Below are 25,845 nucleotides of genomic sequence, written 5' to 3' on the forward strand. Positions count from 1 at the left end.
TCTATGATGATAAACGAATTATTACATTAACTGGCAAGATATCCTACCCTGTTTTTAGGGCTGGAGACTAAATGCGGATAGCGGGTAAACTAGGGCGATGGACGATAAAAATCTCACAATATTCATGGCGCAAAGATAATGGAACTTAAATCAACAGCTTTAGGTAGACATTTGGCGCAGCACCCTTATAACCGGGTGAGGATGCTTAATGCGGGCGTCGAAGTGAGCGGCGATAGACATGAATACGTTCTCCCGTTCAACCAACTGCTCGATATTCATTGTAAAAGAGGGTTGGTATGGGGAGAACTGGAGTTTGAATTGGCTGCCGGCAAAGTTGTGCGCTTACATGGAACGGAATGGCAGGAAACGCAGGCGTTTTACCGTTATTTGATTAAATCCTGGCAGGCGTGGAGCGAGGAAATGAGCCTGGTAAGCGCCGAGGTGTTGCAAAAACAGGCCAACGAAATCCATACGCTGGAACAGCAGGACGACTGGTTCGATCGTAAGGCGCTGGAGCGGTTGCAGCAGAATATCCGCGCTACGCTGGCCTCGCTTCCGCTGCCGGTCGCCCGGCTGGAATCATTTGAAATTTGCCGGGATAACTATCAGCTTTGCCGGCAATGGCTTGACCACGGAGCCGGAAAACGTACGGAGTGCAATCAGCAATGGATGGAGCGCACGCTGGTGTCACAACAGGAATTTTTTCTGTCGGTAGAAGCGACGGCGTTGAACGTCGCCCAGTGTAAGGCGGTGATGAATGGTGAAGATGCCGTCCTGGTGCTGGCCGGCGCCGGCAGTGGTAAAACGTCGGTGCTGGTGGCGCGTGCCGCCTGGTTGATGCATCGCGGGGACGCCGTTCCCGAACAGATTTTGCTGCTGGCATTTGGGCGCAAAGCGGCGGAAGAAATGAATGAGCGTATTCATGCCCGGCTGCACACGGAAGATATTCAGGCGAAAACGTTTCATGCCCTGGCGTTGCATATCATTGAGCAGTCCAGCCGTAAAATTCCCCAGATTAGCCAGTTGGAAAGCAATGGTAAAAAGCGCCGCGAATTACTGATACGCAACTGGCAGCAACAGTGCGCGGAGAAAAAGACGCAGGCCAAAGGCTGGCGGCAATGGCTGACGGAGGAACTAGCGTGGCCGATTCCCGAAGGCGACTTCTGGCGCGATCCGGCATTGGCCGAACGCCTGGCCGGTCGCCTGGAGCGTTGGATTGGTTTGATGCGCATGCACGGCGGCAGCCAGAGCGAGATGATTGAACAGGCGCCGGAAGCGCTTCGTCCTTCGTTTCAGCAGCGGATCCGGCTGATGTCGCCCTTATTGAAAGCCTGGAAGAAGGCGTTGAAAGATGAAAATGCCGTAGACTTCTCCGGCTTGATCCATCAGGCGGTCAACCTGCTGGATAACGGGCGTTTTATCAGCCCGTGGAAACATATACTGGTGGATGAGTTTCAGGATATCTCCCCCCAGCGCGCCCGTCTGTTATCCGCACTGCGCAGGCAAAACAGCAGAACATGCCTGTTTGCCGTGGGAGATGACTGGCAGGCCATCTATCGCTTCAGCGGGGCGGAACTGTCGCTGACAACCGCATTTGAACAAAATTTCGGCGTTAGTGAACAGTGCGCGCTGGATACGACCTATCGCTTCAATGAGCGTATCGGCGAAATCGCCAACCAGTTTATTCAGCAAAATCCTTATCAGTTGAAAAAACCGCTTAATAGCCTGAGTAAAGGGGATAAAAAGGCGGTAACGATTCTTTCTCAGGAACAGTTGGAACCGTTGCTGGATAAATTAAGCGGTTTCGTTAAGCCAGACGAGCGGGTGTTGCTTTTGGCCCGTTATCACCATTTACGCCCTGAGGTGTTGCAGAAAGCGGCGACAAAATGGCCGAATTTGCCTATCGACTTTATGACGGTTCATGCCAGTAAAGGCCAGCAGGCGGAATATGTGATTATCGTCGGTCTGCACGACGGTAAGGATGGTTTCCCCGCCCCCGCGCGCGAGTCCGTTCTTGAACAGGTGCTATTGCCCGAGACTGAGGACTTTCCTGATGCGGAAGAGCGTCGTTTGCTGTATGTGGCGTTAACCAGAGCCAGGCATCGGGTCTGGTTATTGCAGGATAGTAAAAATCCATCGGTATTCATCGAACAGCTGCGCAAGCTGGGGGTGCCATCGCAGCGCAAACCCTGAGACAGGGCGGCGATGATCCGCCGGCCAGCCGCTGCGAAAAGGCGTTATTTTAACCGTTCCTGAAGATAGCGCTGATAGTCGGGGATGGCGATTTCTACAGGTTGTCTGAACAGCGCCGAGTTGATGAGAAAGTCAGCCGTCGAACGGTTGGTCGCGACCGGAATATTCCAGACCGTGGCCAGCCGCAGCAGCGCTTTAACATCCGGATCGTGCGGCACGGCGTTGAGCGGATCCCAAAAGAAAATCATCAAATCTATTTTCCCTTCGGAGATCAGCGCACCGACCTGTTGGTCGCCCCCCATCGGCCCGCTCAGCATGCTCTTGACGGGAAGGCCGGTTTTTATCTGGATCAGATTGCCGGTTGTCCCTGTCGCATAAAGCTTATGCTCGCCAAGCACGGTTTTATTGGCATCGACCCAGTTCAACAGCGATTGCTTACAGTGATCGTGTGCGACCAAAGCGATATGTTTATGCGCAGCAATGGTGCGGGTGGTGTACTCCATGGTTACGTCCTTCAGTCGGTAGGGTAAAGCTGTCGATATGGCAAGACAGATTACGGAAACCCTGTTTCAGTGCAAAGCGATAAAAAGAAAAAATGCGAACAGCCGCCGGAAATGCGCGATTACTGCGCGTAAAACCACCGCTTTGCCGGCGTGATGGGTATTGGGGGGACGCCCTCTCGCTGGAGTGAGATATAGGATACACTATAGGGAGTGGCGTAAAAGAGGCAGAACATGATGAAAGACAGCGATATCGAGTCCGTACTTAAAACCGTAAAAACCATTGCGCTTGTCGGGGCCAGCGAGAAAACGACCCGGCCAAGTTACGGGGTCATGGCCTATCTGCTTGAGCAAGGTTATGAGGTGATACCGGTAAGTCCGAAACTGGCGGGGCAGACGTTGCAAGGGCAAAAAGCTTATGCCAGTTTGGGTGACATTCCCCATCCTGTTGATATGGTTGATGTGTTTCGTCAGCCGGAAGCGGCTTATGACATCGCCCAAGAGGCGATAGCCATCGGGGCTAAAGTGTTATGGTTACAGCTCGGGGTAATAAATGAACCGGCCGCTGATCTGGCAAAAGATGCCGGCTTGCTGGTGGTCATGGACCGTTGCCCTAAAATTGAAATTCCCCGTTTGGGCTTGGAGAAATAAGCGCCCGCGATATTTAACGCCGTTAGCGTCGCAACGGGTAAATGCTGCCTGACCAGCCATGCCGGCGCAAATCAGTGGCGCAGTTGCGGCGCACGGTTCTGGATGGCTTTAGCCAATTCATCCAATGAGGGATGATCGCCACGGTAGGATTCTTCCTTGATCAACTGGGCTTCTGCCAGATAGGTATGAATAGGCCGCCCTGCGCCATCCTCCATTACCACATGATACCAAGGGGCCGTACGCAGTCTGTCCTGAGCATCCAGTTCCTCCCATGCGGGAGCTTCCAATGAATATTCGGGATCGATATCGATTACCACGCCCGGATACCCCAGCAGCTTATGACGAATCTGTTGCCCGATGCCAAATTTACAGACGATCATATAACCTCCTGACAATCACCAACATACTCTAAATGGGGGGCTGTGGTTTTTTTTCAAGTAGAGGAGGCGGCGGATAAGCTTGTTTTTTGCCCGGTATGCAACGGCAGAATACTATAATAATAGCATGGCGCCATTTTTCAGAAGATGCTATCAGGCAGGTTGGTGAATGGCTGCTTTACATAAGAGAGGGAGGGAGAATGCCGACAGTATCTATTGCCGCCCATGTTTATGGTGTGGTTCAAGGGGTTGGTTTTCGTTACAGCACCCAGCATCGCGCCGCGCAGCTTGGCCTTAGCGGTTATGTTCGTAATAGTAACGACGGCAGCGTGCAGGTTATCGCCTGCGGGGAACATCAGGCGGTTGAACAATTGGTCGAATGGTTGAAGCAAGGCGGCCCGCGCAGTGCCAGCGTTGAAAAAGTTTTCACCGAGCCGCACGGCAAGTTCGATTATAAAGGTTTCAGCATCCGCTACTAAATGCTATATGCATTTGACCGGCTTGGGTAGGCCCGCAATCTTGGTCGCTTGCTTGGCGGGGCCTTTGGGGAACAGCCGATACAGATAACGGCTATTGCCTTTTTCTTCACCGTATTTTTTCGCCATCGCTTTCACCAACATGCGAATGGCCGGTGAAGTATTGAATTCCAGATAAAACGCCCGCACAAATCGAAGCACCTCCCAGTGCGCATCGGTCAGTTTAATACCTTCCCGCTCGGCCAATACCGCGGCCAGCGCTTCGCTCCAGGCGGTGCTCTCCATCAGATATCCTTGCGCATCCGTTTCAATGATACGGCCTTCAAACTCCAACATATTTCCTCAAATACAATATGACTTCGCGCCAGTTTAACAAAAATTTCTTCGGCCAAGAAAAGAATATGGGGCAATAAAACAAAGGCCCCGCATAAGCGCTGAGGGATCCCCAGTAATGGGCAGGTGATAAAAGACAGGCATAGAGTTTTGTGATCTACTGATTGTGCAACAAATTCAATGAGATCACCTCTATGCCTGCTCGTAAAGTATGTCAGAATTTCTTCCGGATGCCTTAGCGCCGTTTCACAAATACCGACAAAATGCTCTGCTGGACGCCACTGTTGTACTAATTAACGGCGCATCATTGACGCTGACCAGCATCGGGCGTTTTTTACCTGGGTACGCCCAGGTTAAAAATAAAATTAAACGTGTGGATCGTCTACTGGGTAATGAATCACTTCAGCATGACATTCCTCTGATTTTTAAAAACATTATTTCGATGCTGACATGTCAGTTATCTCTGTGTGTCATTGCTGTTGACTGGAGTGGCTATCCGTCTCAGGAATATCATGTTCTCCGCGCCAGCCTGATTTGCGACGGACGCTCACTCCCTCTGCTGAGCTGGATAGTTCCTTCAGAAAAACAGCAGCATGCAAAAATCCAAAAAGCGTTTCTTGATACGCTTGCCGAAGCAGTAAACCCGAAGTCCAGAGTACTCATCGTCACGGATGCTGGCTTTCAGAATGCCTGGTTCAGTCATGTAAAATCGCTGGGCTGGGATTTTATTGGTCGTATCCGGGGCAGGGTAAAGTTCAGTCTCCAGAAAACAGGTGAATGCTGGCATGATGTCACTGATATAAAAGAAGAAAAAAATCCTCTTATTAAATCAGGCACTCGGCCGGTATATCTCGGACCTGGTACGTTGGGGCGTACAGAATACAGCACGCTGTAACGGACACTTTTATCTTCACAAAAAACCTTCCCGGAAGCGTAAACATAAACATTCCCGGTGTCGTATCCATCGTAAATCGCAGGTTCGGGATGCCCGAAAAGCGGCAAAAGAGCCCTGGCTGATATTCAGTAGCGCAGATGACTTTAAGCCGCGTGAAGTCATGAAATTATACAGTCGTCGGATGCAGATAGAACAAAACTTCCGGGATGAAAAGAGTGAGCGTTTCGGGTTCGGTTTACGTGTCAGTTACAGCCGTTCAGCAGGGCGTCTTCTGGTCCTGAGTCTGCTAGCGACACTCAGCACAATAGTCTTGTGGCTGATAGGCTACCATGTTGAAAATAAAGGATTACACCTGCGATACCAGGCCAACAGCATTAAATCGCGGCGGGTAATTTCGTATCTGACGTTAGCGGAAAATGTCCTGCGACACTCTCCGCTAATACTAAGACGAACGGTGCTGAGCACTGTTCTTAGCCACCTCGCCAAAACCTACCGAAATAAGGTGTTGGTTTATTAGCGCTGATTTGTGGGGATCCCTCAGCGCATAAGCGAGGCCTGAGCTTGATAACGGGCGATGGTCAATCGTTACGCATAATGCCCAGAATGCTTAACAGGCTGACGAAAATATTATATATCGACACATACAGGCCGACGGTAGCCCGAATGTAGTTGGTTTCACCGCCATGAATGATGTTGCTGGTTTCCCAGAGAATCGCACCGGCAGAAAACAGAATAAACAGCGAGCTGATAGCCAGATGCAGCGCGGGGATTTGCAGGAACAGGTTGGCAATAACCGCGACCACCAGTACCACGAAACCGGTCATCAACATACCGGACAGGAAAGACATATCTTTGCGTGTGGTTAATACATAGGCCGAACAGCAGAAAAAGACCAGCGCCGTGCCGCCAAGGGCGAGCATGATAATGTCGCCCGCGCCGGAAGATATCAGCGTGCTTAATAGCGGGCCCAGCGTGTAGCCCATAAAGCCTGTCAGCGCAAAGGCCGCCAGAATGCCGGCGGGACTATTTGCCAGCTTGTGGGTCAGAAACATCAAGCCATAAAAGCCGACCAGCATTAACAGCAATCCAGGCGCCGGCAGATTAAGCACCGTACTGGCCGTGGCGGTGACGGCGGAAAAGCCTAATGTCAGCGATAGCAGGAAATAGGTATTACGCAGCACTTTATGGGTGCTGAGCAACGAGCTTTCGCGGGTTGATGAAGCAACAATACGATCCATATCAGCGACTCTCTCTTTAAGGGGGCCATATCCAACCTCAAAGAGTAAATAGTTACCGTACGTTATTAAAGGTGTTTTACCCTTCTTTACGCTGTAAATCGCTATATTAATGAACGTTATGGCGCTTTTGCGTCCGCTTGAATCATAAGAGATTATTTTTCAGGCGATTGAACGCAATGATGCTTTACAAGACTCAGCACTCTGTTTATAGTGCGCGTCATTGCGGAGGAGTGGCCGAGTGGTTGAAGGCACCGGTCTTGAAAACCGGCGACGCGAAAGCGTTCTAGAGTTCGAATCTCTACTCCTCCGCCAACAAATTCAACGGGTTAGCGAAAGCTAGCCCGTTTTCTTTTTGCGTTGCTTGAATAGCATCGTAGAACACCTTTCCTGATTGGCGGGCTATCCGGCGTCGGTCGCCTTTTTTTCCGGTCGTAAATCATACCTGACCTTCTATTTTATGCCCCCTGAATAGCTGTTTATCTCTGCTGTTTTCCCCGTAATCAGAAATCCTTATGGATGCAGACAATAATGACCCAGTTTAACCCAGATAGTTAAAAAATATTGTAGAATATCCGTCGCAATATATGAAAAATAAAAGGGTTATGGAATGCTTGAACTATTTGACGTTAGCTATGATGAGCTGACTGGTAAGCACTCTGATGAGCTTTACCGGCTGAGGAAAAAAACCTTCAGCGATCGTCTCGGATGGGATGTGGTGTGCAGTTACGATATGGAATTCGATGAGTTCGATAATCCCGCCACGCGCTATATACTTGGACTGTGTGAAGGGCAGCTGATTTGTAGCGTGCGTTTTACCGGTCTTGACCGGCCGAATATGATAACTCACACTTTCCAGGAATGTTTCGGCGACGTAACGTTACCGGTCTCAGGCGTTGAATCAAGCCGGTTTTTTGTCGACAAGACTCGCGCACGGCAGTTGCCTGGCTTACGTTATCCGGTAAGCCAGGCGCTGTTTCTCGCCATGATCAACTGGGCCCGGCGCCATGAGCGCAGCGCTATTCACACCATTGTGAGCCGGCCGATGCTGACTATCCTGAAGCGTTCGGGTTGGCAGATCAGGCCGCTCAAAGAGGCGTTTCTCAATGAGCGTGAGCGCATCTACCTGGTGTATCTCCCGACCGGTTCTGAAGACCAGGAAAGGATGGCATCCGGATTCGTCGCCTTGCCCGGATGTTCGTCCTTGTCCGTTATCACCTGGCCGCTGTCGCTGCCGGCATAATCAGATCCAGTTCAACGCCTAATCGGATGGCCTGACGGGCGTTGCTGACGCCCAGCTTGATGACGACATTTCCCATGTGAAACTTTACCGTACTGACGGAGATACCTGCGATTGCCGCAATATCCGCGTAGGTTTTTCCCATACTGGCCCAGTAAAGTACCTCATTTTCGCGCGGGGTAAAGATGGCTTTATTCTTGCTTTCGTCATTCTGTTGCCTGTCGGATGATGCAGAGCGGGCAAGCCGGTACATCTGCTCGTTAATATCAATCAGTAACGTTTGCAAAACCCCTCGTTCGGAAGAGAGATACTCTTCCAGCTCCCCCTGTTCGCGGTTGCCAATAATGACAGACAACAAAGACAGATTGTTGAAATGGTCGTGTAGCACAAAGGTAAAGCCGTTGACGATGTTGTACTGACGGGATAGAGAAAAGATTTTGGTGAACTTCAGATCGGACATCAGCGTGATATTTTCATCCCATGCGAAGGCCGAAGAGCGCTTAAAGGCAGTGAGGATAACCGGATCGATGAGCTGGAAATTATTGAGCCGGTAGAGTTCGACCCATTCGTCAGGATAATTGGAAATTATAAGAATTTCTGACGGATTTTTTTTGCTGACGACCGTATAGGCGTACTTCGAACTGCCGGGCAGGGACAGTTTTCTGTCGATATAGTCTCTGAGTGTATCTATTACTATCTGATTTTTAACAAAAACTGAAAACATACTGGCTCCCTGAAGGTCCAATTTCCCCTGGAGGTATAGGGAACTGTACTAAAGTCTAGGGCAGGTGGGTACTTAAGTACAGATTACGGATCTTGATTCGCTATATATAATAAATCTCGCTGTGTTGGAGAAAAAAAACCTGACCGCGACGGTCAGGTTGCCAATACGGCCAACACCAGGGAAAAACTTTCCGGCCAGACGGGACATATAAAAAAGTTACCGATGGCCGGTATTCACATTCTACACAACTGGATCCGCTAATCCTATCCATTCAGTGAACATGTTGTTAAGCGAATCTATCCGATCAGACGCTGGAAATGCGTTGCCTCAAAGCCAAAATTGCTGAACAGGAAGAGCTTACTCAATGTGAGTCATTAACCCAAGCGCAGTCCGCGATCGGCGTACTCACATTTTGCAGATAAATTAACATCATAGAGTGGCGGGTATCAGCTAAAGAGATTTTCGGCGCATGCGGCAGCTCATTGAATCGGCTGTTGGGAAATTTTTCGCCCGACGGCTACCTGCAAGTCGTATGGCGACGTTGGTTTTGCGGATAGAGCGCAACATTGCTTATGCCTTTTTGGCACGGGGCTCCCTTGGCAGAAAAAAGTGACCGCACTTGGGGCAGATAAGGGTGGTGTTATTACGTATTTTGCTCCTTAATTGCATAGTAGCAAAAGAACATTCCGGGCACGCGACGTTAACGGATGTGCTGCTGAAGGTTTTTAGGGCATCAAAGATAGACATATCTTTCACCAATTCGATGTATGGGTAAACATTCTAACACTTAATATGTTTTAATGATGAAATTTTGTTTTTTTGTCCGAAATGCAGCGCATTTAATCTAATCAATGCCGCTTATTTAGCGTATTGTCTGTTTTTTATGGTTATTCCGATTTTTACAATGAGAAATACTAAAAGCAAGAGGCGCTCGAAAAGGAGATTCCCGACTGAACTGTTCAAGGAAATATAAAATATTTCTCTTGATCAGTTTATGCTTTTGATTTTAATCGTGATGCAAGGTAGGTGAAAGCATTGGTTGTAAATAGCCTAACCGGGTTCGTTAAAAACGGATGAATTAATCAAGGATAAAAGTGAATCGCCTGCTGGGTTGTTTTTCAAATCGTTATTCAGAGTCAGAGCATCCTTCCGTGGTGCTCTGATTAGACCAGAAAATCATCCTGCGTCTTATGGACGACCCGTTCCAACAGGGCGCGGTAGCTGTCCAAAGCGTCTATATTGGTTTCGTTCTCAATCTTGCTAACTAACTTTGAAATGATGGATTTGTTGGTAACTGCATGACCAGAATGGATTATTTCATCGACGATATTTCCAAGTAACTCCATCTTACTCATTGGAACTGCGGTTTTATAATAATCAGAAGTATCTTTATCAGTCTGTGGAGAATCTGTATGCATTTATTTCTCCTTTTCAAATTAAATGAGGCATATAATATGGTTAAGTCAATGTGGATGAAATTTTTTGAATAAAAAATGACAACCGCTCGCCTGTTGCAGCACGATACTATTACTCTAGTTCACTATTGCGCATAACGCCAGGAAGTATAAAAAATAAATAGCGGCAGATAAACCAATCTCAGTAAACCTGAAAAACCGGCATGATAATTATGTAGTGGGTGATTTTTACCTTATTACAGTTGCCGATGAGCGTACCTGCCGCTTAATGGATATGATAAATCGTAGATAATCCGATATTTTGTAAGAGGTGAGAAGGTGCCGGTTCTGGTAGTTATTGATATGCAAAATGCCGTGTTTGAGACGCGGCGTTACCATAAGGAACTGATTGTTTCCCGGATCAACCAGCTTTCAGCTGCCGCGCAGCGTACCGTTTTTATCCTGCATGAGGGAAAAGAGATGCCGGCGGGGAGTAAAGGCTGGCAGATATTGCCTGAATTGAATCAGCCGCAAGGGAGCCTGTTTGTTAGCAAAACGGCCTGTGATGCATTTTATCGCACATCGTTTGCCGACCTGCTCGCAGAGTTGGGCGCCAACCACCTGACGGTTTGTGGATGTGCGACTGACTATTGCGTCGACGCGACGGTTAAAAATGGCGCCAGCCGCGGCTATGCGCTGACTATCGCGTCTGACGCCCATACTACCGCCGATCGTGGCGCTTTGCGGGCAGAGCAATTGATCGCCCACTATAATGATGTATGGCGCGATTTCATCATTCCTGATAACGCCATCCGTGTGAAAACAACCCGGGAAATTTTGACGTCCTGGCAAGGCGGTTAAGCAATACGCGTGCGACTTTGCTGGACCTTAACGCACTAAGGTGAACGAGATCATGTTACTTGCCGGTAGGGCGAGCTACTCTTTTGTATAATGGTTCACCTATGTAAGGAGCTATCATGTATACAATCATTTTAGTGCCGGTTGATATTGAAGAAGACGAATTGACAAGCAACGCGCTTATCCATGTGGTAAGGCTGGCAAAAATATCCGGGGCGACGGTGCATCTTTTTCATGCGCTTCCGGATGCATCGGCATTCTTATCCGCGTATTCTTTCGGCATAAAAGAGTTTGAAAATGAGGCGGTAGTTAAAGCCAATGACAAACTGAAAGCCCTTGCTGAAACTATCGATCTTCCTTCATCCCGTTTGTCATTCAGCGTGAGTTTTGGTACGCCAAGAGATGAAGTGCTGCAGTTGGCTGAGGAAATCAATGCCGACCTGATCGTCGTGGGCTCACGTCGGCCCGATGTCAAAACCTATCTTCTTGGATCGAATGCCGCGGCTATTGTGCGGCATGCTAAAACATCCGTGTTGGTTGTTCGCTAGGCAGTACCATGCGGCTTATTCCCGTTACCTGGAATAAGCCGGTGGGTTATCTCAGTTGGCTGTCTTTACTCCCGCGCCGGTTATAACCGCTATTCCGCAGGTTTTTTTTATCGATTTCTTCCTGACACTGGATGCAATATCGCACGCCGGATAAGGCCTTGCGACGGGCCTGCGGAATTTGAACGCCACATTCATCACAGTACCGCGCGCTTTCCCCATTATTTAACTGACTACGGGCATGTGCGACGGCATCATCCACGGTAGCGTCGATTTGATCCTGAACCGCCCCGTCATTTGCCCAGCCACTCGCCATGATTACCTCCAGAGAAGAGTGAATCTTTGCTTAGTATTGGGGGTATTTTGGCCGATTCAAGGCCGTACGACCAGGCGTGGAGCAAATTATCTTCGGCGATCGCGCCGCGGCTAGAAAATAGAGAACAGCAAAACGACGGGAAAGCTCAGCGGCCAGGTTAGCCCTATCAGCAAAGATGCCAGGAGACGAATAGTCAGCGACTTATCTTTGCTTAGCAGAAACGTAACCACTAATGAAATAGTAAAACCGATGAAGTAAATGAGTTTGATTAACTCCCACAGGGGTTGATGCGGCACGTTTATTTCCTTTTTTCTTATGCGGCGGTATTCTATGCCGTTAGTATTTCATGATCAATTATTTAACCCGGAGTTTGGGAGAAGCGGAATTTGAAAATAGATACCGCTCCGCCGCCGGCGCTCACATGACGAAAATATTAAATTTTTGTTACGCTATAGACATTGTCTGAGGACTATCATAGCTTGGTATTTTATTCTATGAGAAAGGTAATAAAATGAGTGAGATATCTAGCCTGTCGTTGAAAATCCCCTTGGATTTGAAAGAGAAGATTAAAGCCGCGGCACTGGAACATGAGATTTCAATCAGTGCTGAAGTGACCGCACGGCTGCAGCGAAGTTTTGATGAGGATAACAAAGCGCCCACGCCGGCAACGGTCGATAATCAGCATACCGTAGAGGAGGTTGCGGACCGGTTGACTCAGAAAGAAATAAAGAAAATCAGAGCATTACTTAAAGACAAGACCAAAGGCTCGTCCAGAAAAAAATAGCGCCTATCTTTATAGCATGTTATGTCATGACAATCATGGTGTTAATGGGTTGTGATATAGCAATGCTATTTGCCGTTAGCTAACGGCAAAATCTGCGATATCGATCAGTAAGGTTTCCTGCATTTTTGCCGATAATGATTATTCATATCATTTGGGGAGGCAATTATGTTAATGGGAACTCTTAAAGAAACGCTGGTTTTTGTACAAGATGATAATGTTAGACTTCATCGGTATGAGATCTATAAGAGTGACTATAAAGAAGGATATTTTGCCGTTATCTATACTCAGCAGACCGTCTTTTCTCATGATGTCGCCGTGGTTACCTGGGGTATTGATAATCCATACTGGCGTTTAAAATCACATTATATTCCTAATGCCCGTATGGAATGCGAAGCTCATTGGAAAAAAACATACTTGACTTTAATCGCCTGACATAAAAAAGAATGACATAGATCATTATGTCATTCTTTTTTATCTTTGAATAATATTCCCCCCTTTTGAATTTTGATTTCAGAATTATATGTCTCATCAGACAAAAATTTTTTTAGTTATTAATAAATCTACGATTTATTATTTCCTCTTTTATTTTCATTTAATAACCTCATCTATCTTGTAAATGGGTAAGTTATAAAAAACCGATCGATTAAATAGATATGCGAGCAATGGAATATAGCCGGGAGAGATATAAAGATTATTGTCAGCGTGCCGATACACTTTTGGGTGACATTAGGATTATGGAGATTGGCAGTTTGCTCTGGCCGGCCCCGCTTCCTGTTTTCACCGTTACAAGCGTTGTTTAACGGTATAGCATCTTGGCGTGTTCTTTAGGTTTATCATTGCTTAATAAATACTCTATCCAGGGTTCATATCTTTTTTAAATATGATAAGTAAATTGGAACTATCGGTGTTTGGGGGTTGGTTATATTTTGCTCGGTCTTGCATAAGACCGAGTGGCGGCCATTGTTCCAAATACAGATGGAAAGGATGAATAAAGGAGATTTTAATGAGTTTATCCAACTGGCGTATAGGATATCGATTAGGGGCGGGGTTTTCTTTCCTGGTTTTAATGCTTCTGATTGTGGGTAGCGTTGCAATAATTAAGCTGACTGATTTTAACAATAAAATGGATGATATTGTCAAGCGGGATTATCCATTGACGGTGACAAGCAATCAGCTGATTGATGAGTTAAATGCTTTTCTCAATAATCAACAGTTGCTGCTATTGCTGAAGTCAGAAGCAGAAGTTAACCAGCAATTGGCACTTACCAAAGCAAGTTCAGTAAAAGTATCCCAATTAATGGAGTATCTGCACAAACATGTGGATGACGCTAGGTCGCTGGCGATATTGAGTTCTATCGGAGACATCCGCAGTGACTTCCTCGCCTCGGCCAATAAGCTGTCGGGGTTTGCGGTTGCGGGCGACTTGGCCGGCGCAACGGCTGAGTATTTCGATGTTACCCGCGTCGTCCAGCAGAAGTATAAGGATAAGATCGCCGAGTTGATTGAATCGCAAGATGCCAAAATGGCGGCGTCGGCGCAGGATGTCGCCGATAGCTACCGGGAAACCCGGACCCTTATGGCAATCGTCATCATTGCCAGCATCATCGCCGGGCTGATTATTGCCTCGCTGATCACCCGCAGCGTTACGTATCCGATACAGGAGGCATTGGTTATTGCGGAGAATGTCGCCAAAGGCGATTTAACCTCGCAAATCCACATCACCCGTAAAGACGAAGCCGGGATGTTGCTGACGGCGTTGCAGAATATGAATACCAGCCTGCGGCAAATCGTCAGCCAGGTGCGGGACGGTGCGGAGACGATTTCAAGCGCGGCATCGCAGATTGCGGCCGGTAACCAGGATCTTTCCGCCAGAACGGAGGAGCAGGCCAGTTCGCTGGAGGAAACGGCGTCGTCGATGGAACAGTTGACATCAACGATAAAAAATACCGCCGACAATACGCTGCAGGCCACCGAACTGGCCGCGGACACCTCGGAAACCGTGAAAAAAAGCGGCGCAATGATGCAGAAGGTGACGCAGGAGATGCGCGGCATCCGGGATTCGTCGCAGCGTATGGCCGAAATTATCGGCGTGATTGACGGTATCGCTTTTCAGACGAATATCCTGGCATTGAATGCCGCGGTAGAAGCGGCTCGGGCGGGCGAGCAGGGGCGGGGATTCGCCGTCGTCGCCAGCGAGGTTCGCGCTTTGGCACAAAGAAGCGCTACCGCCGCCAAAGAGATTAAAGAATTGATTGATGATTCCTTCAAAAAGGTTCAGGACGGTATGGGGCTGGTAGAGGAAACCGGCGTTACGATGAATTCACTGGTAAGCAATGTTCAGGGCGTTAACGGTATCATCAGTGAAATTGCTCAGGCGAGTCGTGAACAGAGCGACGGCATTAACCAGATTAACCTGGCCGTGGGGCAGATTGACACCACGACTCAGCAAAACGCGGCATTAGTTGAAGAGTCTGCCGCGGCGGCGCTCTCTCTACAGGATCAGGCGCATAGCCTCACCCAAACGGTCAGCGTGTTTAAACTGGGTGCGGCGTATATGGGAGCGGTATCAGGCAGAAAAGCGGCAACGGCGGTTCTTCCTTCTCCGGAAGAGAGCGCTCCCGTTAAAGAGAAGAAAGCGGGGGAACTGGCGGATTGGGCGGCGTTTTAAGCTAATTCGGCATTATTCCTTACCATTACTGACCGCCATTGCATAATCCAATGGCGGGTTTTTCCTGCCTGCCGCCTTTAAGGCGCTCACCGACGGCGTTTAAACGCTTTTTAATCAAGCGCCTTTTGACGCTACCGTCCGACTCCGCTGCCAGCGAATGACGTCAATCAATATAAAGAGCAGCAAACTGACGCCCATCACCGGCAAGCATACCGCCAGCAGGCAACTGATGACTGCCAGCAGCACCCTGGAGAAAAAACGCACCTGCAGGAACGCGCCGGTGAGCGTGTTAAGCGGATTATTGCCGCCCCTATGCCGTGGCCGTCGCAGCCACCACATCCGGTATCCCCAGACAATCATGGCACAGAGGCCAAGGCCGAAAGCGGCCAATAGAATCTGATTCGGTAAACCGAACAATACGCCCATATGGGCATCAACCCCCCAGCGGGTCAGTTTGGCGGCCAGCGGAAAGGTGGTGAAATCCGTTTTGTCGACGATCTCCAGCGTCGCGGGATTAATGGCAACCGCATCAACCTGTGTCGGCCAGGCGCGGTCAATTTCTGAAACTGTCCACGCCTGACCGGGTCTGGCCGCGGGTTTGATTTCGATTTTTTGGGCGTCGATACCCGCCTCTCTGGCTAGGGTCCATACCCGATCAAACATTTCAGGGGGATTATCGACGGCATGAGGCATCGGCATCGGAGCGTGATGTTCCGCGTGCTCATCCGCGGGCATCGGGTGGCTATCGGCGCCATGGTGATGGGCCGGTAGCGTCATGGGTTCGCTGATAAGCTGGGTTTGGAGCGCCGGGGTTTGCCAGCCTAGCAGGCTGCGCGCCAGCGAAATATTGCTGCCGGCCCATTTTGACCAGGTCAGGCCGGTAGCGGAGAAAAACAGCAGTCCAAGTAGCAGGCATAGCCCCATGCCGGTATGCCGGCGGCGCAAACGCCGCTTTTGCGCCGCCGGCGTCCGAGGCGCTTTTTTATTACGCCGTCTGTCCGTGGTCGTCGAATGCCGGGTTGCTCCCCAGATTAACACCCCGCCCAACGCCGCAACCCATAGCCAGGAGGCGGCAAGTTCACTGTAACTTCGTCCGATATCACCGAGTAATAATCCCCGATGCAGGTAATCAAGCCAGGTACGGAAAGGCAGGATACCGCTGGTGCCATAGACGGTTTCATCGCCGCGAATTTCCAGCGATACGGGATCGATAAAAATAGCCCGGCTTTCCGATGGCCCCAGTTCAGGGGAGGCAAACATAACCCGGGTGGTTTCGCCGGGCGCGGGCGCGGGGCGCAGGGCGGTTAATCGCGCCTGATGGTGATGCCCCAGTACCGACTGGGCGGCCAGGATCTGCGCTTCCAGCGGTTGGGGCGCGCCATGACTTTGCGTAAAAAGCTGATGCGCGTAAAGCCGGTTTTCAATTTGCGGCGTCAGCACATATAGCGTACCGGTAAGCGCGGCAATGAAAATAAAAGGCCCGACAAAAATACCGATATAAAAATGAAGACGGATAAATAAGGCGATCATCGCGACGCGCGGTGATACGGCATCTGACGGCATTATCCCGGATAACGCAGCCGCGTGGGGGGATGCCTGAGTTTTGGAATGCGGCATAAAACCTTCTGAAATCGGTTGGCAGGAAAACGACCAGAACCAACGCGATACCTGAAAAGGTATCGTTACCTGGTTTACGAGATAAATGCCCGAAGGCTTATTGACATATACTCAGCATGGGGGGGCGCGTGGCGCGGGCGAGACACATCGCGTTAGCGGGATGATGCGGGAGAAGAAGGCTATCGCCCGGGTACGGGACATATTCGGCGTTAGCGCAAGGATAATGCCGCCGACATCAGCCAACGCCGGGGTGTAAGAAAAGAGAACACAATAGCCACAGGCCGCATGATCCATCGTGGATGCGGGCAGGGGGTGGAGAGAGGGAGACGTTTGACCATGGTGCATGCCGGAGATTTGATGTCCGGCGTGATGATGATCTGCAAAAGCCGTTGCTATGCTTAAGGTCTGACTGGTATCGCGATCGCGGTGCGTCAGCATTTGTGAAATCACTGGCGCAATGGAAATGGTCAGCGTGGCGAAGATAGCGAGCCAGGCCGGAAAACGTCGCCGCAACAGGGACAAAAGCATAGCGAGATGATGTAAGCCGTATCGAATTCAGTGGCGGATACTGTACCTTAATCCGCGCGGTTTTGGTTACACAAATGTTTGTTTGCCGCTTATTCCCTGTGAATAAATAGCGGCGCGTGTTATTACATGAATATGGTCTGTCCCGTTTCATCCGTTCATGTGGCGTGAATGGATCAATTACCCGGCGCGACAAACGGAATATTCCTGCAGCCGGATAGTACGGATATCCGATATTTTATGGATAGGCATGCTTAAAAATTATTAGGACTTTTCTTAAGCAGGGCATCGGGGAGTCAGTTTTCAATTTTTTCAAGCAATAAAGTTTTACTGATGCTGTCCGGATTGAGGGATGGGTTGCTCTTTGCGAAGACGCGGGACCGGTTTATCATCGATTGGCGCTTTCGTTGCTTAAACGCTGACCTATTATGATGAACCATGCCTTTATCAAGTTGTCGGAAAGCTAACTTATCCATTAATATGGATTTAATTTGAAGCACACGTACAGGGGGAGTTGTGCTGGTTAATAAATGTGGGTTTAAAAAGCGGGCCGTCGGCCTTCGCTGGCTTTCAGCGGTCGTCGTGTTGTCGTTAAGCGCCGCGCCGGTTTGGGCATTTTCCATTGACGATGTTGCTCAACAGGCGGAGAAGTTGGCGGCGAAAGGCTTCGAGGCGCCGAAAAGCAATCTCCCGGCACCGCTCCGTGATATGAAGTTTGCCGACTATCAGCAAATTGTATTCAATCACGAAAAATCATACTGGAATACGTTGCAGACGCCGTTCAAATTGCAGTTCTATCATCAAGGGATGTATTTTGATACGCCGGTTAAAATTAATGAAGTGACTGCCACAACGGTAAAAGAGATTAAATATTCAGCAGATTACTTTAATTTTGGCCCGGTCAATCACGATCCCGAAACGGTGAAAAACCTTGGTTTCGCCGGTTTTAAAGTGCTCTATCCGATTAATAAAGCGGATAAAGACGATGAAATCGTCAGTATGCTGGGCGCCAGTTATTTCCGTGTGGTCGGTAAAGGTCAGGTTTACGGCCTGTCTGCGCGCGGGCTGGCTATTGATACCGCGCTGCCTTCCGGGGAAGAGTTTCCGCGCTTTCGCGAGTTCTGGATCGAACAGCCGAAACCGAACGATAAACACCTGGTGATCTTCGCATTGCTTGATTCGCCGCGCGCGACGGGGGCCTATCGCTTTGTGGTCTATCCGGGGGGCGACAGCGTTATTGCCGTTCAGGCTAAAGTCTTCCTGCGGGACAAAGTCGGTAAGCTGGGCGTGGCGCCGCTTACCAGCATGTATTTGTTCGGACCGAATCAGCCTGCGTCAACGCTGAACTACCGCCCGGCGCTGCATGATTCAAACGGCTTGTCGATTCACGCCGGCAACGGCGAGTGGATTTGGCGACCGTTAAATAATCCCCGGCATCTGGCGGTGAGTACCTATGCGGTAGAAAATCCGCAAGGATTTGGTTTGCTGCAGCGCGGCCGCGCTTTCTCCGCTTATGAAGATCTTGACGATCGCTACGATCTGCGTCCCAGCGGCTGGATTGAACCGAAAGGCGAGTGGGGTAAAGGTAAAGTCGAGCTGGTTGAAATTCCGACGGCGGATGAAACCAACGATAATATCGTCGCTTTCTGGACCCCGGACGTGTTGCCTGAAACCGGTAAGCCTTTGGAACTGAGCTATCTCCTGCGTTTCACCCGCGATGAAGAGAAACTGCATTCGCCGGATGTCGCCTATGTTCAGCAGACCCGTCGTTCCACCGGGGATGTAAAACAGTCGAACCTGATTCGTCAGCCCGATGGCACTACCGCTTTTATCGTCGACTTTGTCGGACCGACGCTAAAAGCGCTGAATGAGGAAACCTCCGTTACCTCTCAGGTCAGTATCGGCGAAAACGGCGAGATTGTTGAAAGCAGCGTTCGTTATAACCCGGTGACTCAGGGCTGGCGCTTGACGCTGCGTTTGCGTGTGAAAGACAATAAACAGCCAACAGAAATGCGGGCTGCGCTGATTAATGGTGAAACACCATTGACTGAAACCTGGAGTTATCAGCTACCTGCCAATGAATAAGTCAACTTCCCCCCTCGATTACATCGGGAAATTGCCCTTGCCTGCCGAGCAGGCGAGGGTTCTGCGCGAAAAGCTGTCACCGGCAGAGATTATCGATCAGTCGGCATTGCATCAGGCATTGGCCGGCGACGGCCAGGTCAAGACTCAGACGGAAGAAGATGCCGCGCTGAGTTCGGTTCAGACGCGTCTGGAAATGGCCTGGCCCGACGGCTTGAATAACGGCGGTCAACTGGGCAAGGATACGCAAGGGCGGATCGCATTGAAGGCGATGCCGACGATCGCGCGTTCCTCCATGTTTCCCGATGTCTGGCGTACTAATCCGCTGGTTCGCTGGTGGGAAAGTTTACTGGGCCGGACGGTGCCGCCTCGCCATCACACCACCCCTGAAGAAACCATCGCTGAAAACCGATGGCGCATAGTGGGGACGGTGCGGCGTTATATCCTGCTGATTCTGACGCTTTTTCAGACGGCGATTGCCACCTGGTATATGAAAACCATCCTACCTTATCAAGGCTGGGCGCTGATCGACCCATTTGAAATGGCCGGTCAGCCGTTGATGCAATCCTTCCTGCAACTGCTGCCGTATGTATTGCAGAGCGGCATTCTTGTGCTGTTCGCGGTACTGTTCTGCTGGGTTTCCGCCGGTTTCTGGACTGCCCTGATGGGGTTTCTGCAACTGCTGATCGGACGGGATAAGTACAGCATCTCTTCCACCACGGTTGGCGATGAGCCGCTCAATCCGGAACACCGTACCGCGCTTATCATGCCTATCTGCAACGAGGATGTCGCGCGCGTTTTTGCCGGCCTGCGCGCCACCTATGAATCCGTGGCCGCCACCGGGATGCTCGATCACTTCGATATTTATGTGTTGAGCGATAGTAACGATGCGGATACCTGCATCGCCGAGCAGAAAGCCTGGATGGAGCTTTGCCGGGATGTGGACGGGGCGGGACGAATCTTTTACCGCCGCCGCCGCCGCCGGGTAAAACGCAAGAGCGGCAACATTGATGATTTCTGCCGTCGCTGGGGCAGTCAGTACAGCTATATGGTTATTCTGGATGCGGACAGCGTGATGAGCGGCGAATGTCTGACCTCTCTCGTCCGACTGATGGAAGCGAACCCGAACGCGGGGATTATCCAGTCCTCGCCGAAAGCGTCGGGCATGGATACGCTGTATGCGCGTTGCCAACAGTTCGCCACCCGCGTCTACGGTCCGTTATTTACCGCCGGGCTGCATTTTTGGCAACTGGGCGAATCCCATTATTGGGGCCACAACGCCATTATCCGGGTGAAACCCTTTATCGAGCACTGCGCGCTGGCGCCGTTGCCGGGCGAGGGGTCGTTCGCCGGAGCCATTCTTTCCCATGATTTTGTCGAAGCGGCATTGATGCGCCGCGCCGGATGGGGGGTGTGGATCGCCTATGATCTGCCGGGCAGCTATGAGGAGTTGCCGCCTAACCTGCTGGATGAGCTGAAACGCGATCGCCGCTGGTGTCACGGCAACTTGATGAACTTCCGGCTGTTTCTGGTTAAAGGCATGCACCCGGTTCACCGGGCGGTATTTCTGACCGGGGTGATGTCTTACCTGTCGGCGCCGCTATGGTTTATGTTCCTGATGCTGTCGACGGCTTTGCAGGTGGTGCATACCCTGATGGAGCCGCAGTACTTTCTGCAACCCAGACAGTTATTTCCCGTATGGCCGCAGTGGCGTCCGGAGCTGGCTATCGCGCTATTCTCCACCACGCTGGTGCTGCTGTTTTTACCGAAATTATTAAGCGTGATCCTGATTTGCGCCAAAGGCGCGAAGGCCTATGGCGGCGCTTGCCGGCTGTTTATTTCCCTGCTGATAGAGATGCTGTTCTCCGTACTGCTGGCGCCGGTCAGAATGCTGTTTCATACCGTCTTTGTGGTTAGCGCTTTCCTTGGGTGGTCGGTACAGTGGAAATCGCCGCAGCGTGACGACGACGCTACCCCCTGGAAGGAAGCCTTTATTCGCCACGGTTCCCAATTAACCCTGGGACTGGTTTGGGCGATAGGGATGGCGTGGTTGGATCTGCGTTTCCTGTGGTGGCTTTCGCCGATCGTGTTCTCATTGATTCTTTCACCGTTTGTTTCGGTTTATTCCAGCCGCGCCACGCTGGGGCTGGCTTGTAAACGCGCCAAACTGTTGCTGATCCCTGAGGAATATGAGCCGCCGCGCGAACTTGTGGCCACCGATGAGTATTGTCGGTTGAATCGTCAGCGCAAGCTGGAGCATGGTTTTATTCAGGCGGTTTTTGATCCGTCAATCAATGCGCTGGCCAGCGCGATGGCCACTGCCCGCCATCGTTTCAGCCAGGCGATTGAAGCGGTACGCGAACAGAATGTCAACGATGCGCTGGGTCGCACGCCGCAGGATGTCGGCAATAACCAGCGCTTGGCGCTGTTAAGCGATCCGGTAACGATATCCCGTCTCCATTACCGTGTATGGCAGCAGCCGGAACGGTATGCCGCGTGGTCCGACTATTACCGCGAATTGCCGCCGCCGGTAATCAAGGGGTAATCGCCTTAAAACGCATAAAAAGCAACGGTGGCGCCGTTGCTTTTTTTTGCGTGTAATTTAATCGTCGATAAATTGTCAGGAACCAATGGGATACTAACAACGTCCAGCCTGCCGGGTTAATCTCCCGGCAGCTCAATTCTTGAGGAGCGGCGCTGTAGGCTTCTCCAGGAGTAAATCACGTTGAGCATCACCACCAACGCGGTAACGATAAATACCGCCCGGAAACCGTAGGTCGCGGAGATGGATGCGCCTATCACCGGGCCCGCCACATTTCCCACATCGCGAAACGACTGGTTATAACTGAATATCCGTCCGGCGACATGATTGGAGGAATGATAAATCAGCAATGTCTGCACCGCCGGCAGTAACGCCCCGTCCGCCGCGCCCAGCAGGAAACGAAGCACGCCCAGTTGCCAGGGGGACTGAACAAAGGCCATTGGAATCAATAATAAAACCGACACCACCAGCATGGCGATCAGAATGCGCTCCGGGCCGATTTTGTCGCCTAACTTGCCCAATCTCGGCGCGCTGATAAGCGCGGATACGCCGGGAATGGCGGCGATCATTCCGCTGATAAAGGCCAAGTTTTGCGTATGCCCGGCCAAATCGCGCACGAATAGCGTGAGTATCGGCGATACCGATCCCGTGGCGACCTGGATAATCAACGTAGTAATAAACAGACTTAATACCAGCCTGGGGTTTTTCAGCGAGGTCATCACCTGACGGCCGCTAAGCATATCTTTTTTACGGATGGTGGTAAAACGTTCCCGAATGTAGATCAGGGTGATCAGAAAGCAGATAAACAGCACCGCGGCGGTGATGAAAAACACCGGGCGTAAGCCATAGGTATCCGCCAGATAGCCGCCGATCAGAGGGCCGATAAGCGCACCGCTTACGGCGCCGGTTGACAGCGTTCCCAGCGCCCATCCGCTTTTATTGCGCGGAACCTGAGTGGCGATTAATGCATTGGCGTTAGGAACAAAACCGCCCAGAATACCTAGGGCGGCCCGCAGGAACAGGAATTGCCATATATTTTGCGCCAGACCCATAAGTATCATAACGATGCACATACCCAGCGCGGAGCGTAGCAGCATCAGCTTACGCCCCTTGCGGTCGGCGAGTCGTCCCCAAAAAGGAGAGGCGATGGCGGAGAAGAGAAAGGTAATGCTGAAAACCACGCCGGACCACATATTCAGCGCTTCGTGGCCGGTGACGCCAAGCTGTTCAACGTAGAGCGGAAGAAAAGGCATGACCAGACTGAATGCGGCTCCAGTGAAAAAACAGCCTAACCAGGCAACATAAAGATTACGCTTCCAATCAATAGGCTCCGTTTCTGCTGTCATAAGTTTCCGTTAACGTATTGCTGTTTTTATGGGAGAGGGCTGGCAAAAAAAGGTAAAAATCAGTTATTGCATAACAGGCTATCTATTAAGTATGAGCCGCTTAAAGGATATCGGCAAGATAATCATTATAAGCTGCTAAGAATACGACTGTTTTTCAAGAGGGCGAACGTCAGACGGGGAAGATCATCCACGCCGGCCGCCGCGGATGGTCTCTTTATCAGGGTTAATAGAGCGATGCTTCGCCGTCCGGGCGGGTTTTAAAACGGCGATGCAACCACATATACTGGTCGGGCGCCAACAGGATATTTCGCTCTACGAGCTTATTCATCCAGGTCGCGGCGGCGGCTTCGCTGGCGAGAGGTATGTCCGATTCAACCGGCTGAATCAGCAGCTCATAGCCTCTGCCTTGCGGCAGGCGGCGCGGCACAAAAGGCACAATGGCCGGTCTGGCCGCTTTGGCCAGCATATAGCTTCCCACCGTGGTGGCGGCTTTATCAACGGCAAACAGCGGTACGAATACGCTGCTGCGCGGACCATAATCATGATCGGGCGCATACCAGATAATTTCACCCTGTTTAAGCGCCCGGATCATGCCTTTCACGTCCTTCCGGTCGAGCATCGATTTGTTGGAGCGCATTCTTCCCCAGGTCTGCAACCAGTCAAGCAATTTGTTATCGTTAGGACGATAGACGCCAATGCCGGCATTATGAATACCAAAGATGCGGGCGCCCAGTTCCAGCGTCAGAAAATGCAGACCGATCAGCAATATTCCCTGCTTTTCCTCACGTAACCGCCGGATATGTTCAAGGCCTTTTACCGTAAACCAGCGCTCTATACGCCAGTCGGGCCAGAACCAGGCCATGCCGGTTTCAAGTATCCCCATCCCCACGGCTTCAAAGTTTTTTCTGACCAACTCCCTGCGTTCGGCCGGCGGCATATCCGGAAAACATAGCTCAAGATTCCGGGTGGTGATTTCAACACGGCGCGGCAGCAGGCGTATCGACAGGTGACCGAGACCGGTGCCGATACGATAAAGCAGAGGATAAGGCAGAAACACCACCAGATAAAGGATGCCGATGCCCAGCCAGGTTAACCAATAACGCGGGTGCAATAATGAACGATTAAAAACAGGGAGTTGTGTCATGGTCTCAGTATCAAATTCTGGTGCGTACAGGCACTCATACTTGCAAAAGAATAAATGGAATTTCCACTCGACAGGATAGAGTATTGCGGCACTTTCATGGGAAAACAAATTTCTGAGGCGCTCTAGCCTGATTTTCATAAAAAATAAGTGAATATATAATGATATCATCAACAACCGGCGGTTGGTAAGCGTTGACGGCATCAAGACGGATAGGCCCGGTCACCCGCTGATTCCGGACCCCGTATCTATTCGGACTCGGTATTTTAACTTCACCGTTTAAATACGCCCTGGGCGTAACGCGGTTCACTGCGCCAGTACTGGGGCGGCGCCTTTACCTGCTCCCCCAGTCTGGCCGCCGCATGCCACGGCCAGCGAGGATTAAAGAGAATGGCGCGGGCCAGGGCGACGGCGTCGGCTTCGCCGGTAGCCACAATCGCTTCAGCCTGTTCGGGTTCGGTAATCAACCCGACGGCAATGGTGGCAATGCCGACTTCCTGTTTGATGCGCTGGGCATAGGGTACCTGATAGTTTGGTCCCGGCTGGATTTGCTGCTCTGCGGACAGGCCGCCGCTGGAGACATGAATAAAGTCGCAGCCTGATGCATGTAAAGCCTCGGCGAGTTGAACGGATTGTTCCATATCCCAGCCGCAGGCTACGCCATCCGTGGCCGAGATGCGCACGCCGACCGCTTTATGCGCCGGAAATACCCGCCGAACCGCGTTATAAACGGCTAAAACCAGGCGCATGCGGTTCTGCAATGAACCGCCGTATTCATCCGTGCGGTAATTTGCCAGGGGGGACAGAAACTGGTGCAGTAAATAGCCATGCGCGGCATGAAGCTCTATCAAATCAAAGCCAAGGCGGTCCGCCCGCTTGGCTGAGTCGACGAAGGATGCGATCAGCTGGTTGATTTGCCGGGTGGTCATTGCCAGCGGGGCCGGGTCTTTTTCATTGTAGGGAATATCCGATGGCGCGACCGTCTGCCATCCTCCCCGTTCGGGGCTCAGCAGGGCGCGCCCGCTCCACGGCACGTCGCTTGACGCTTTGCGACCGGCATGGGCCAGTTGGATCCCCAGGGGAATAGCCGAGTATTTTTTTATCGCCTGAATAACGGAGCCAAGGGCCTCTTCGGTGTCCTGATCCCATAAGCCCAGGTCGTGGGATGAAATCCGGCCTTCCGGCGCCACGGCGGTGGCTTCCAGAATTAACAGCCCGGCGCCGGAATGGGAGAGATTGCCCAAATGCATGGTATGCCAGTCGGTCGCTTTGCCATCCTCCGCCGAGTATTGGCACATGGGGGCAATGATGATGCGGTTAGGGAGTGTGAGTTTACCGAGCGACAAGGGAGAGAATAGCTGACTCATACGACGACCTTGGTTGGTGATTTTCCGATGAAATCC

The 25,845-nt window shown here is 50.9% G+C and carries 25 protein-coding genes, 1 tRNA gene and 1 pseudogene; 13 read left to right on the forward strand and 14 right to left on the reverse strand.

Annotated elements, in window-relative coordinates:
• Nucleotides 1-138 precede the first annotated feature (138 nt).
• A complete protein-coding gene (gene helD, locus EH206_RS08145; RefSeq protein WP_009112302.1) occupies nucleotides 139-2,193 on the forward strand; it encodes a DNA helicase IV in 2,055 nt (684 codons plus the stop codon).
• 44 nt (nucleotides 2,194-2,237) lie between these two features.
• On the opposite strand, the gene EH206_RS08150 is transcribed toward helD, so the two are convergent.
• On the reverse strand, nucleotides 2,238-2,696 hold the full coding sequence (locus EH206_RS08150) for a methylglyoxal synthase (RefSeq protein ID WP_009112303.1): 459 nt from the start codon (nucleotides 2,694-2,696) through the stop codon (nucleotides 2,238-2,240).
• Nucleotides 2,697-2,930: 234 nt separating this feature from the next.
• Between EH206_RS08150 and EH206_RS08155 the strand changes: the two genes are divergently transcribed.
• A complete protein-coding gene (locus tag EH206_RS08155; protein ID WP_009112304.1) occupies nucleotides 2,931-3,344 on the forward strand; it encodes a CoA-binding protein in 414 nt (137 codons plus the stop codon).
• A gap of 71 nt (nucleotides 3,345-3,415) precedes the next feature.
• Here EH206_RS08155 and hspQ read toward each other — a convergent pair whose 3' ends face one another.
• Nucleotides 3,416-3,724, reverse strand: a complete 309-nt coding sequence (gene hspQ / locus EH206_RS08160; protein WP_009112305.1) for a heat shock protein HspQ — start codon at nucleotides 3,722-3,724, stop codon at nucleotides 3,416-3,418.
• A gap of 197 nt (nucleotides 3,725-3,921) precedes the next feature.
• On the opposite strand from hspQ, the gene yccX reads away from it, so the two are divergent.
• Nucleotides 3,922-4,200 carry an acylphosphatase gene (gene yccX, locus EH206_RS08165; protein ID WP_009112306.1) on the forward strand — a complete coding sequence of 93 codons (279 nt, stop codon included), beginning with the start codon at nucleotides 3,922-3,924 and terminating at the stop codon, nucleotides 4,198-4,200.
• 3 nt (nucleotides 4,201-4,203) lie between these two features.
• Here yccX and tusE read toward each other — a convergent pair whose 3' ends face one another.
• Nucleotides 4,204-4,533, reverse strand: coding sequence for a sulfurtransferase TusE (gene tusE / locus EH206_RS08170; RefSeq protein WP_009112307.1), 330 nt, complete (start codon nucleotides 4,531-4,533; stop codon nucleotides 4,204-4,206).
• A 191-nt stretch (nucleotides 4,534-4,724) separates the two neighbouring features.
• On the opposite strand from tusE, the pseudogene EH206_RS08175 reads away from it, so the two are divergent.
• Nucleotides 4,725-5,942 (forward strand): annotated as a pseudogene (locus tag EH206_RS08175) (IS4 family transposase).
• A 61-nt stretch (nucleotides 5,943-6,003) separates the two neighbouring features.
• Here the strand turns inward: EH206_RS08175 and yccA are convergent.
• Complete coding sequence (gene yccA / locus EH206_RS08180) at nucleotides 6,004-6,663, reverse strand: FtsH protease modulator YccA (RefSeq protein ID WP_009112308.1); 660 nt, start codon at nucleotides 6,661-6,663, stop codon at nucleotides 6,004-6,006.
• Nucleotides 6,664-6,887: 224 nt separating this feature from the next.
• Here yccA and EH206_RS08185 point away from each other — a divergent pair.
• Together EH206_RS08185 and EH206_RS08195 are read left to right on the forward strand one after the other, a co-directional pair.
• Nucleotides 6,888-6,975, forward strand: a tRNA-Ser gene (locus EH206_RS08185).
• Nucleotides 6,976-7,270: 295 nt separating this feature from the next.
• Nucleotides 7,271-7,903, forward strand: a complete 633-nt coding sequence (locus EH206_RS08195) for an acyl-homoserine-lactone synthase (RefSeq protein WP_009112309.1) — start codon at nucleotides 7,271-7,273, stop codon at nucleotides 7,901-7,903.
• On the opposite strand, the gene EH206_RS08200 is transcribed toward EH206_RS08195, so the two are convergent.
• From EH206_RS08200 to EH206_RS08205, 3 genes are all read right to left on the reverse strand, one after another.
• The gene (locus EH206_RS08200; protein ID WP_009112310.1) at nucleotides 7,875-8,624 is read right to left on the reverse strand and encodes a LuxR family transcriptional regulator; all 750 of its coding nucleotides are present in this window, start codon (nucleotides 8,622-8,624) and stop codon (nucleotides 7,875-7,877) included. The two genes, EH206_RS08195 and EH206_RS08200, sit on opposite strands and share 29 nt — an antisense overlap.
• Nucleotides 8,625-9,194: 570 nt before the next feature.
• Entirely contained in the window at nucleotides 9,195-9,371 is a 177-nt protein-coding gene (locus EH206_RS23375; RefSeq protein WP_232216577.1) for a YnfU family zinc-binding protein, read from the reverse strand.
• 416 nt (nucleotides 9,372-9,787) lie between these two features.
• Complete coding sequence (locus tag EH206_RS08205; protein ID WP_009112311.1) at nucleotides 9,788-10,042, reverse strand: biofilm development regulator YmgB/AriR family protein; 255 nt, start codon at nucleotides 10,040-10,042, stop codon at nucleotides 9,788-9,790.
• 315 nt (nucleotides 10,043-10,357) lie between these two features.
• Between EH206_RS08205 and EH206_RS08210 the strand changes: the two genes are divergently transcribed.
• Entirely contained in the window at nucleotides 10,358-10,879 is a 522-nt protein-coding gene (locus EH206_RS08210) for an isochorismatase family protein (protein ID WP_009112312.1), read from the forward strand.
• A gap of 116 nt (nucleotides 10,880-10,995) precedes the next feature.
• Nucleotides 10,996-11,424, forward strand: a complete 429-nt coding sequence (locus EH206_RS08215) for a universal stress protein (RefSeq protein ID WP_009112313.1) — start codon at nucleotides 10,996-10,998, stop codon at nucleotides 11,422-11,424.
• 46 nt (nucleotides 11,425-11,470) lie between these two features.
• Here the strand turns inward: EH206_RS08215 and EH206_RS08220 are convergent, their stop codons facing one another.
• Together EH206_RS08220 and EH206_RS08225 are read right to left on the reverse strand one after the other, a co-directional pair.
• Entirely contained in the window at nucleotides 11,471-11,737 is a 267-nt protein-coding gene (locus EH206_RS08220) for a DksA/TraR family C4-type zinc finger protein (protein ID WP_009112314.1), read from the reverse strand.
• Between the two features lie 110 nt (nucleotides 11,738-11,847).
• Nucleotides 11,848-12,033 carry a GhoT/OrtT family toxin gene (locus EH206_RS08225; protein ID WP_009112315.1) on the reverse strand — a complete coding sequence of 62 codons (186 nt, stop codon included), beginning with the start codon at nucleotides 12,031-12,033 and terminating at the stop codon, nucleotides 11,848-11,850.
• Between the two features lie 215 nt (nucleotides 12,034-12,248).
• Here EH206_RS08225 and EH206_RS08230 point away from each other — a divergent pair, with 215 nt between their 5' ends.
• The 3 genes from EH206_RS08230 to EH206_RS08240 all read left to right on the forward strand — a co-directional run bounded on the left by EH206_RS08230 (nucleotide 12,249) and on the right by EH206_RS08240 (nucleotide 15,189).
• Complete coding sequence (locus EH206_RS08230) at nucleotides 12,249-12,521, forward strand: hypothetical protein (protein ID WP_009112316.1); 273 nt, start codon at nucleotides 12,249-12,251, stop codon at nucleotides 12,519-12,521.
• 165 nt (nucleotides 12,522-12,686) lie between these two features.
• Nucleotides 12,687-12,953: a hypothetical protein gene (locus EH206_RS08235; protein ID WP_009112317.1), complete on the forward strand. Its 267-nt coding sequence runs from the start codon at nucleotides 12,687-12,689 to the stop codon at nucleotides 12,951-12,953.
• Nucleotides 12,954-13,524: 571 nt separating this feature from the next.
• The gene (locus EH206_RS08240; RefSeq protein WP_009112318.1) at nucleotides 13,525-15,189 is read left to right on the forward strand and encodes a methyl-accepting chemotaxis protein; all 1,665 of its coding nucleotides are present in this window, start codon (nucleotides 13,525-13,527) and stop codon (nucleotides 15,187-15,189) included.
• 114 nt (nucleotides 15,190-15,303) lie between these two features.
• On the opposite strand, the gene EH206_RS08245 is transcribed toward EH206_RS08240, so the two are convergent.
• Nucleotides 15,304-16,806: a PepSY-associated TM helix domain-containing protein gene (locus EH206_RS08245; protein ID WP_009112319.1), complete on the reverse strand. Its 1,503-nt coding sequence runs from the start codon at nucleotides 16,804-16,806 to the stop codon at nucleotides 15,304-15,306.
• 111 nt (nucleotides 16,807-16,917) lie between these two features.
• Entirely contained in the window at nucleotides 16,918-17,334 is a 417-nt protein-coding gene (locus EH206_RS08250; protein WP_009112320.1) for a DUF2946 domain-containing protein, read from the reverse strand.
• Nucleotides 17,335-17,847: 513 nt separating this feature from the next.
• Here EH206_RS08250 and EH206_RS08255 point away from each other — a divergent pair.
• Both EH206_RS08255 and mdoH read left to right on the forward strand, forming a co-directional pair.
• Entirely contained in the window at nucleotides 17,848-19,416 is a 1,569-nt protein-coding gene (locus EH206_RS08255) for a glucan biosynthesis protein G (RefSeq protein ID WP_009112321.1), read from the forward strand.
• Complete coding sequence (mdoH, locus tag EH206_RS08260) at nucleotides 19,409-21,958, forward strand: glucans biosynthesis glucosyltransferase MdoH (protein ID WP_009112322.1); 2,550 nt, start codon at nucleotides 19,409-19,411, stop codon at nucleotides 21,956-21,958. Before EH206_RS08255 ends, mdoH begins: the two co-directional genes overlap by 8 nt.
• 116 nt (nucleotides 21,959-22,074) lie before the next feature.
• Here mdoH and mdtG read toward each other — a convergent pair whose 3' ends face one another.
• The 3 genes from mdtG to EH206_RS08275 all read right to left on the reverse strand — a co-directional run bounded on the left by mdtG (nucleotide 22,075) and on the right by EH206_RS08275 (nucleotide 25,809).
• Nucleotides 22,075-23,301 carry a multidrug efflux MFS transporter MdtG gene (gene mdtG / locus EH206_RS08265; RefSeq protein ID WP_009112323.1) on the reverse strand — a complete coding sequence of 409 codons (1,227 nt, stop codon included), beginning with the start codon at nucleotides 23,299-23,301 and terminating at the stop codon, nucleotides 22,075-22,077.
• Nucleotides 23,302-23,524: 223 nt separating this feature from the next.
• Nucleotides 23,525-24,445, reverse strand: a complete 921-nt coding sequence (locus tag EH206_RS08270) for a Kdo(2)-lipid IV(A) acyltransferase (protein ID WP_040343059.1) — start codon at nucleotides 24,443-24,445, stop codon at nucleotides 23,525-23,527.
• A gap of 269 nt (nucleotides 24,446-24,714) precedes the next feature.
• Complete coding sequence (locus EH206_RS08275) at nucleotides 24,715-25,809, reverse strand: NADH:flavin oxidoreductase/NADH oxidase (protein WP_009112325.1); 1,095 nt, start codon at nucleotides 25,807-25,809, stop codon at nucleotides 24,715-24,717.
• Nucleotides 25,810-25,845 lie beyond the last annotated feature (36 nt).

Source organism: Brenneria nigrifluens DSM 30175 = ATCC 13028 (assembly GCF_005484965.1).
Classification (GTDB): domain Bacteria; phylum Pseudomonadota; class Gammaproteobacteria; order Enterobacterales; family Enterobacteriaceae; genus Brenneria; species Brenneria nigrifluens.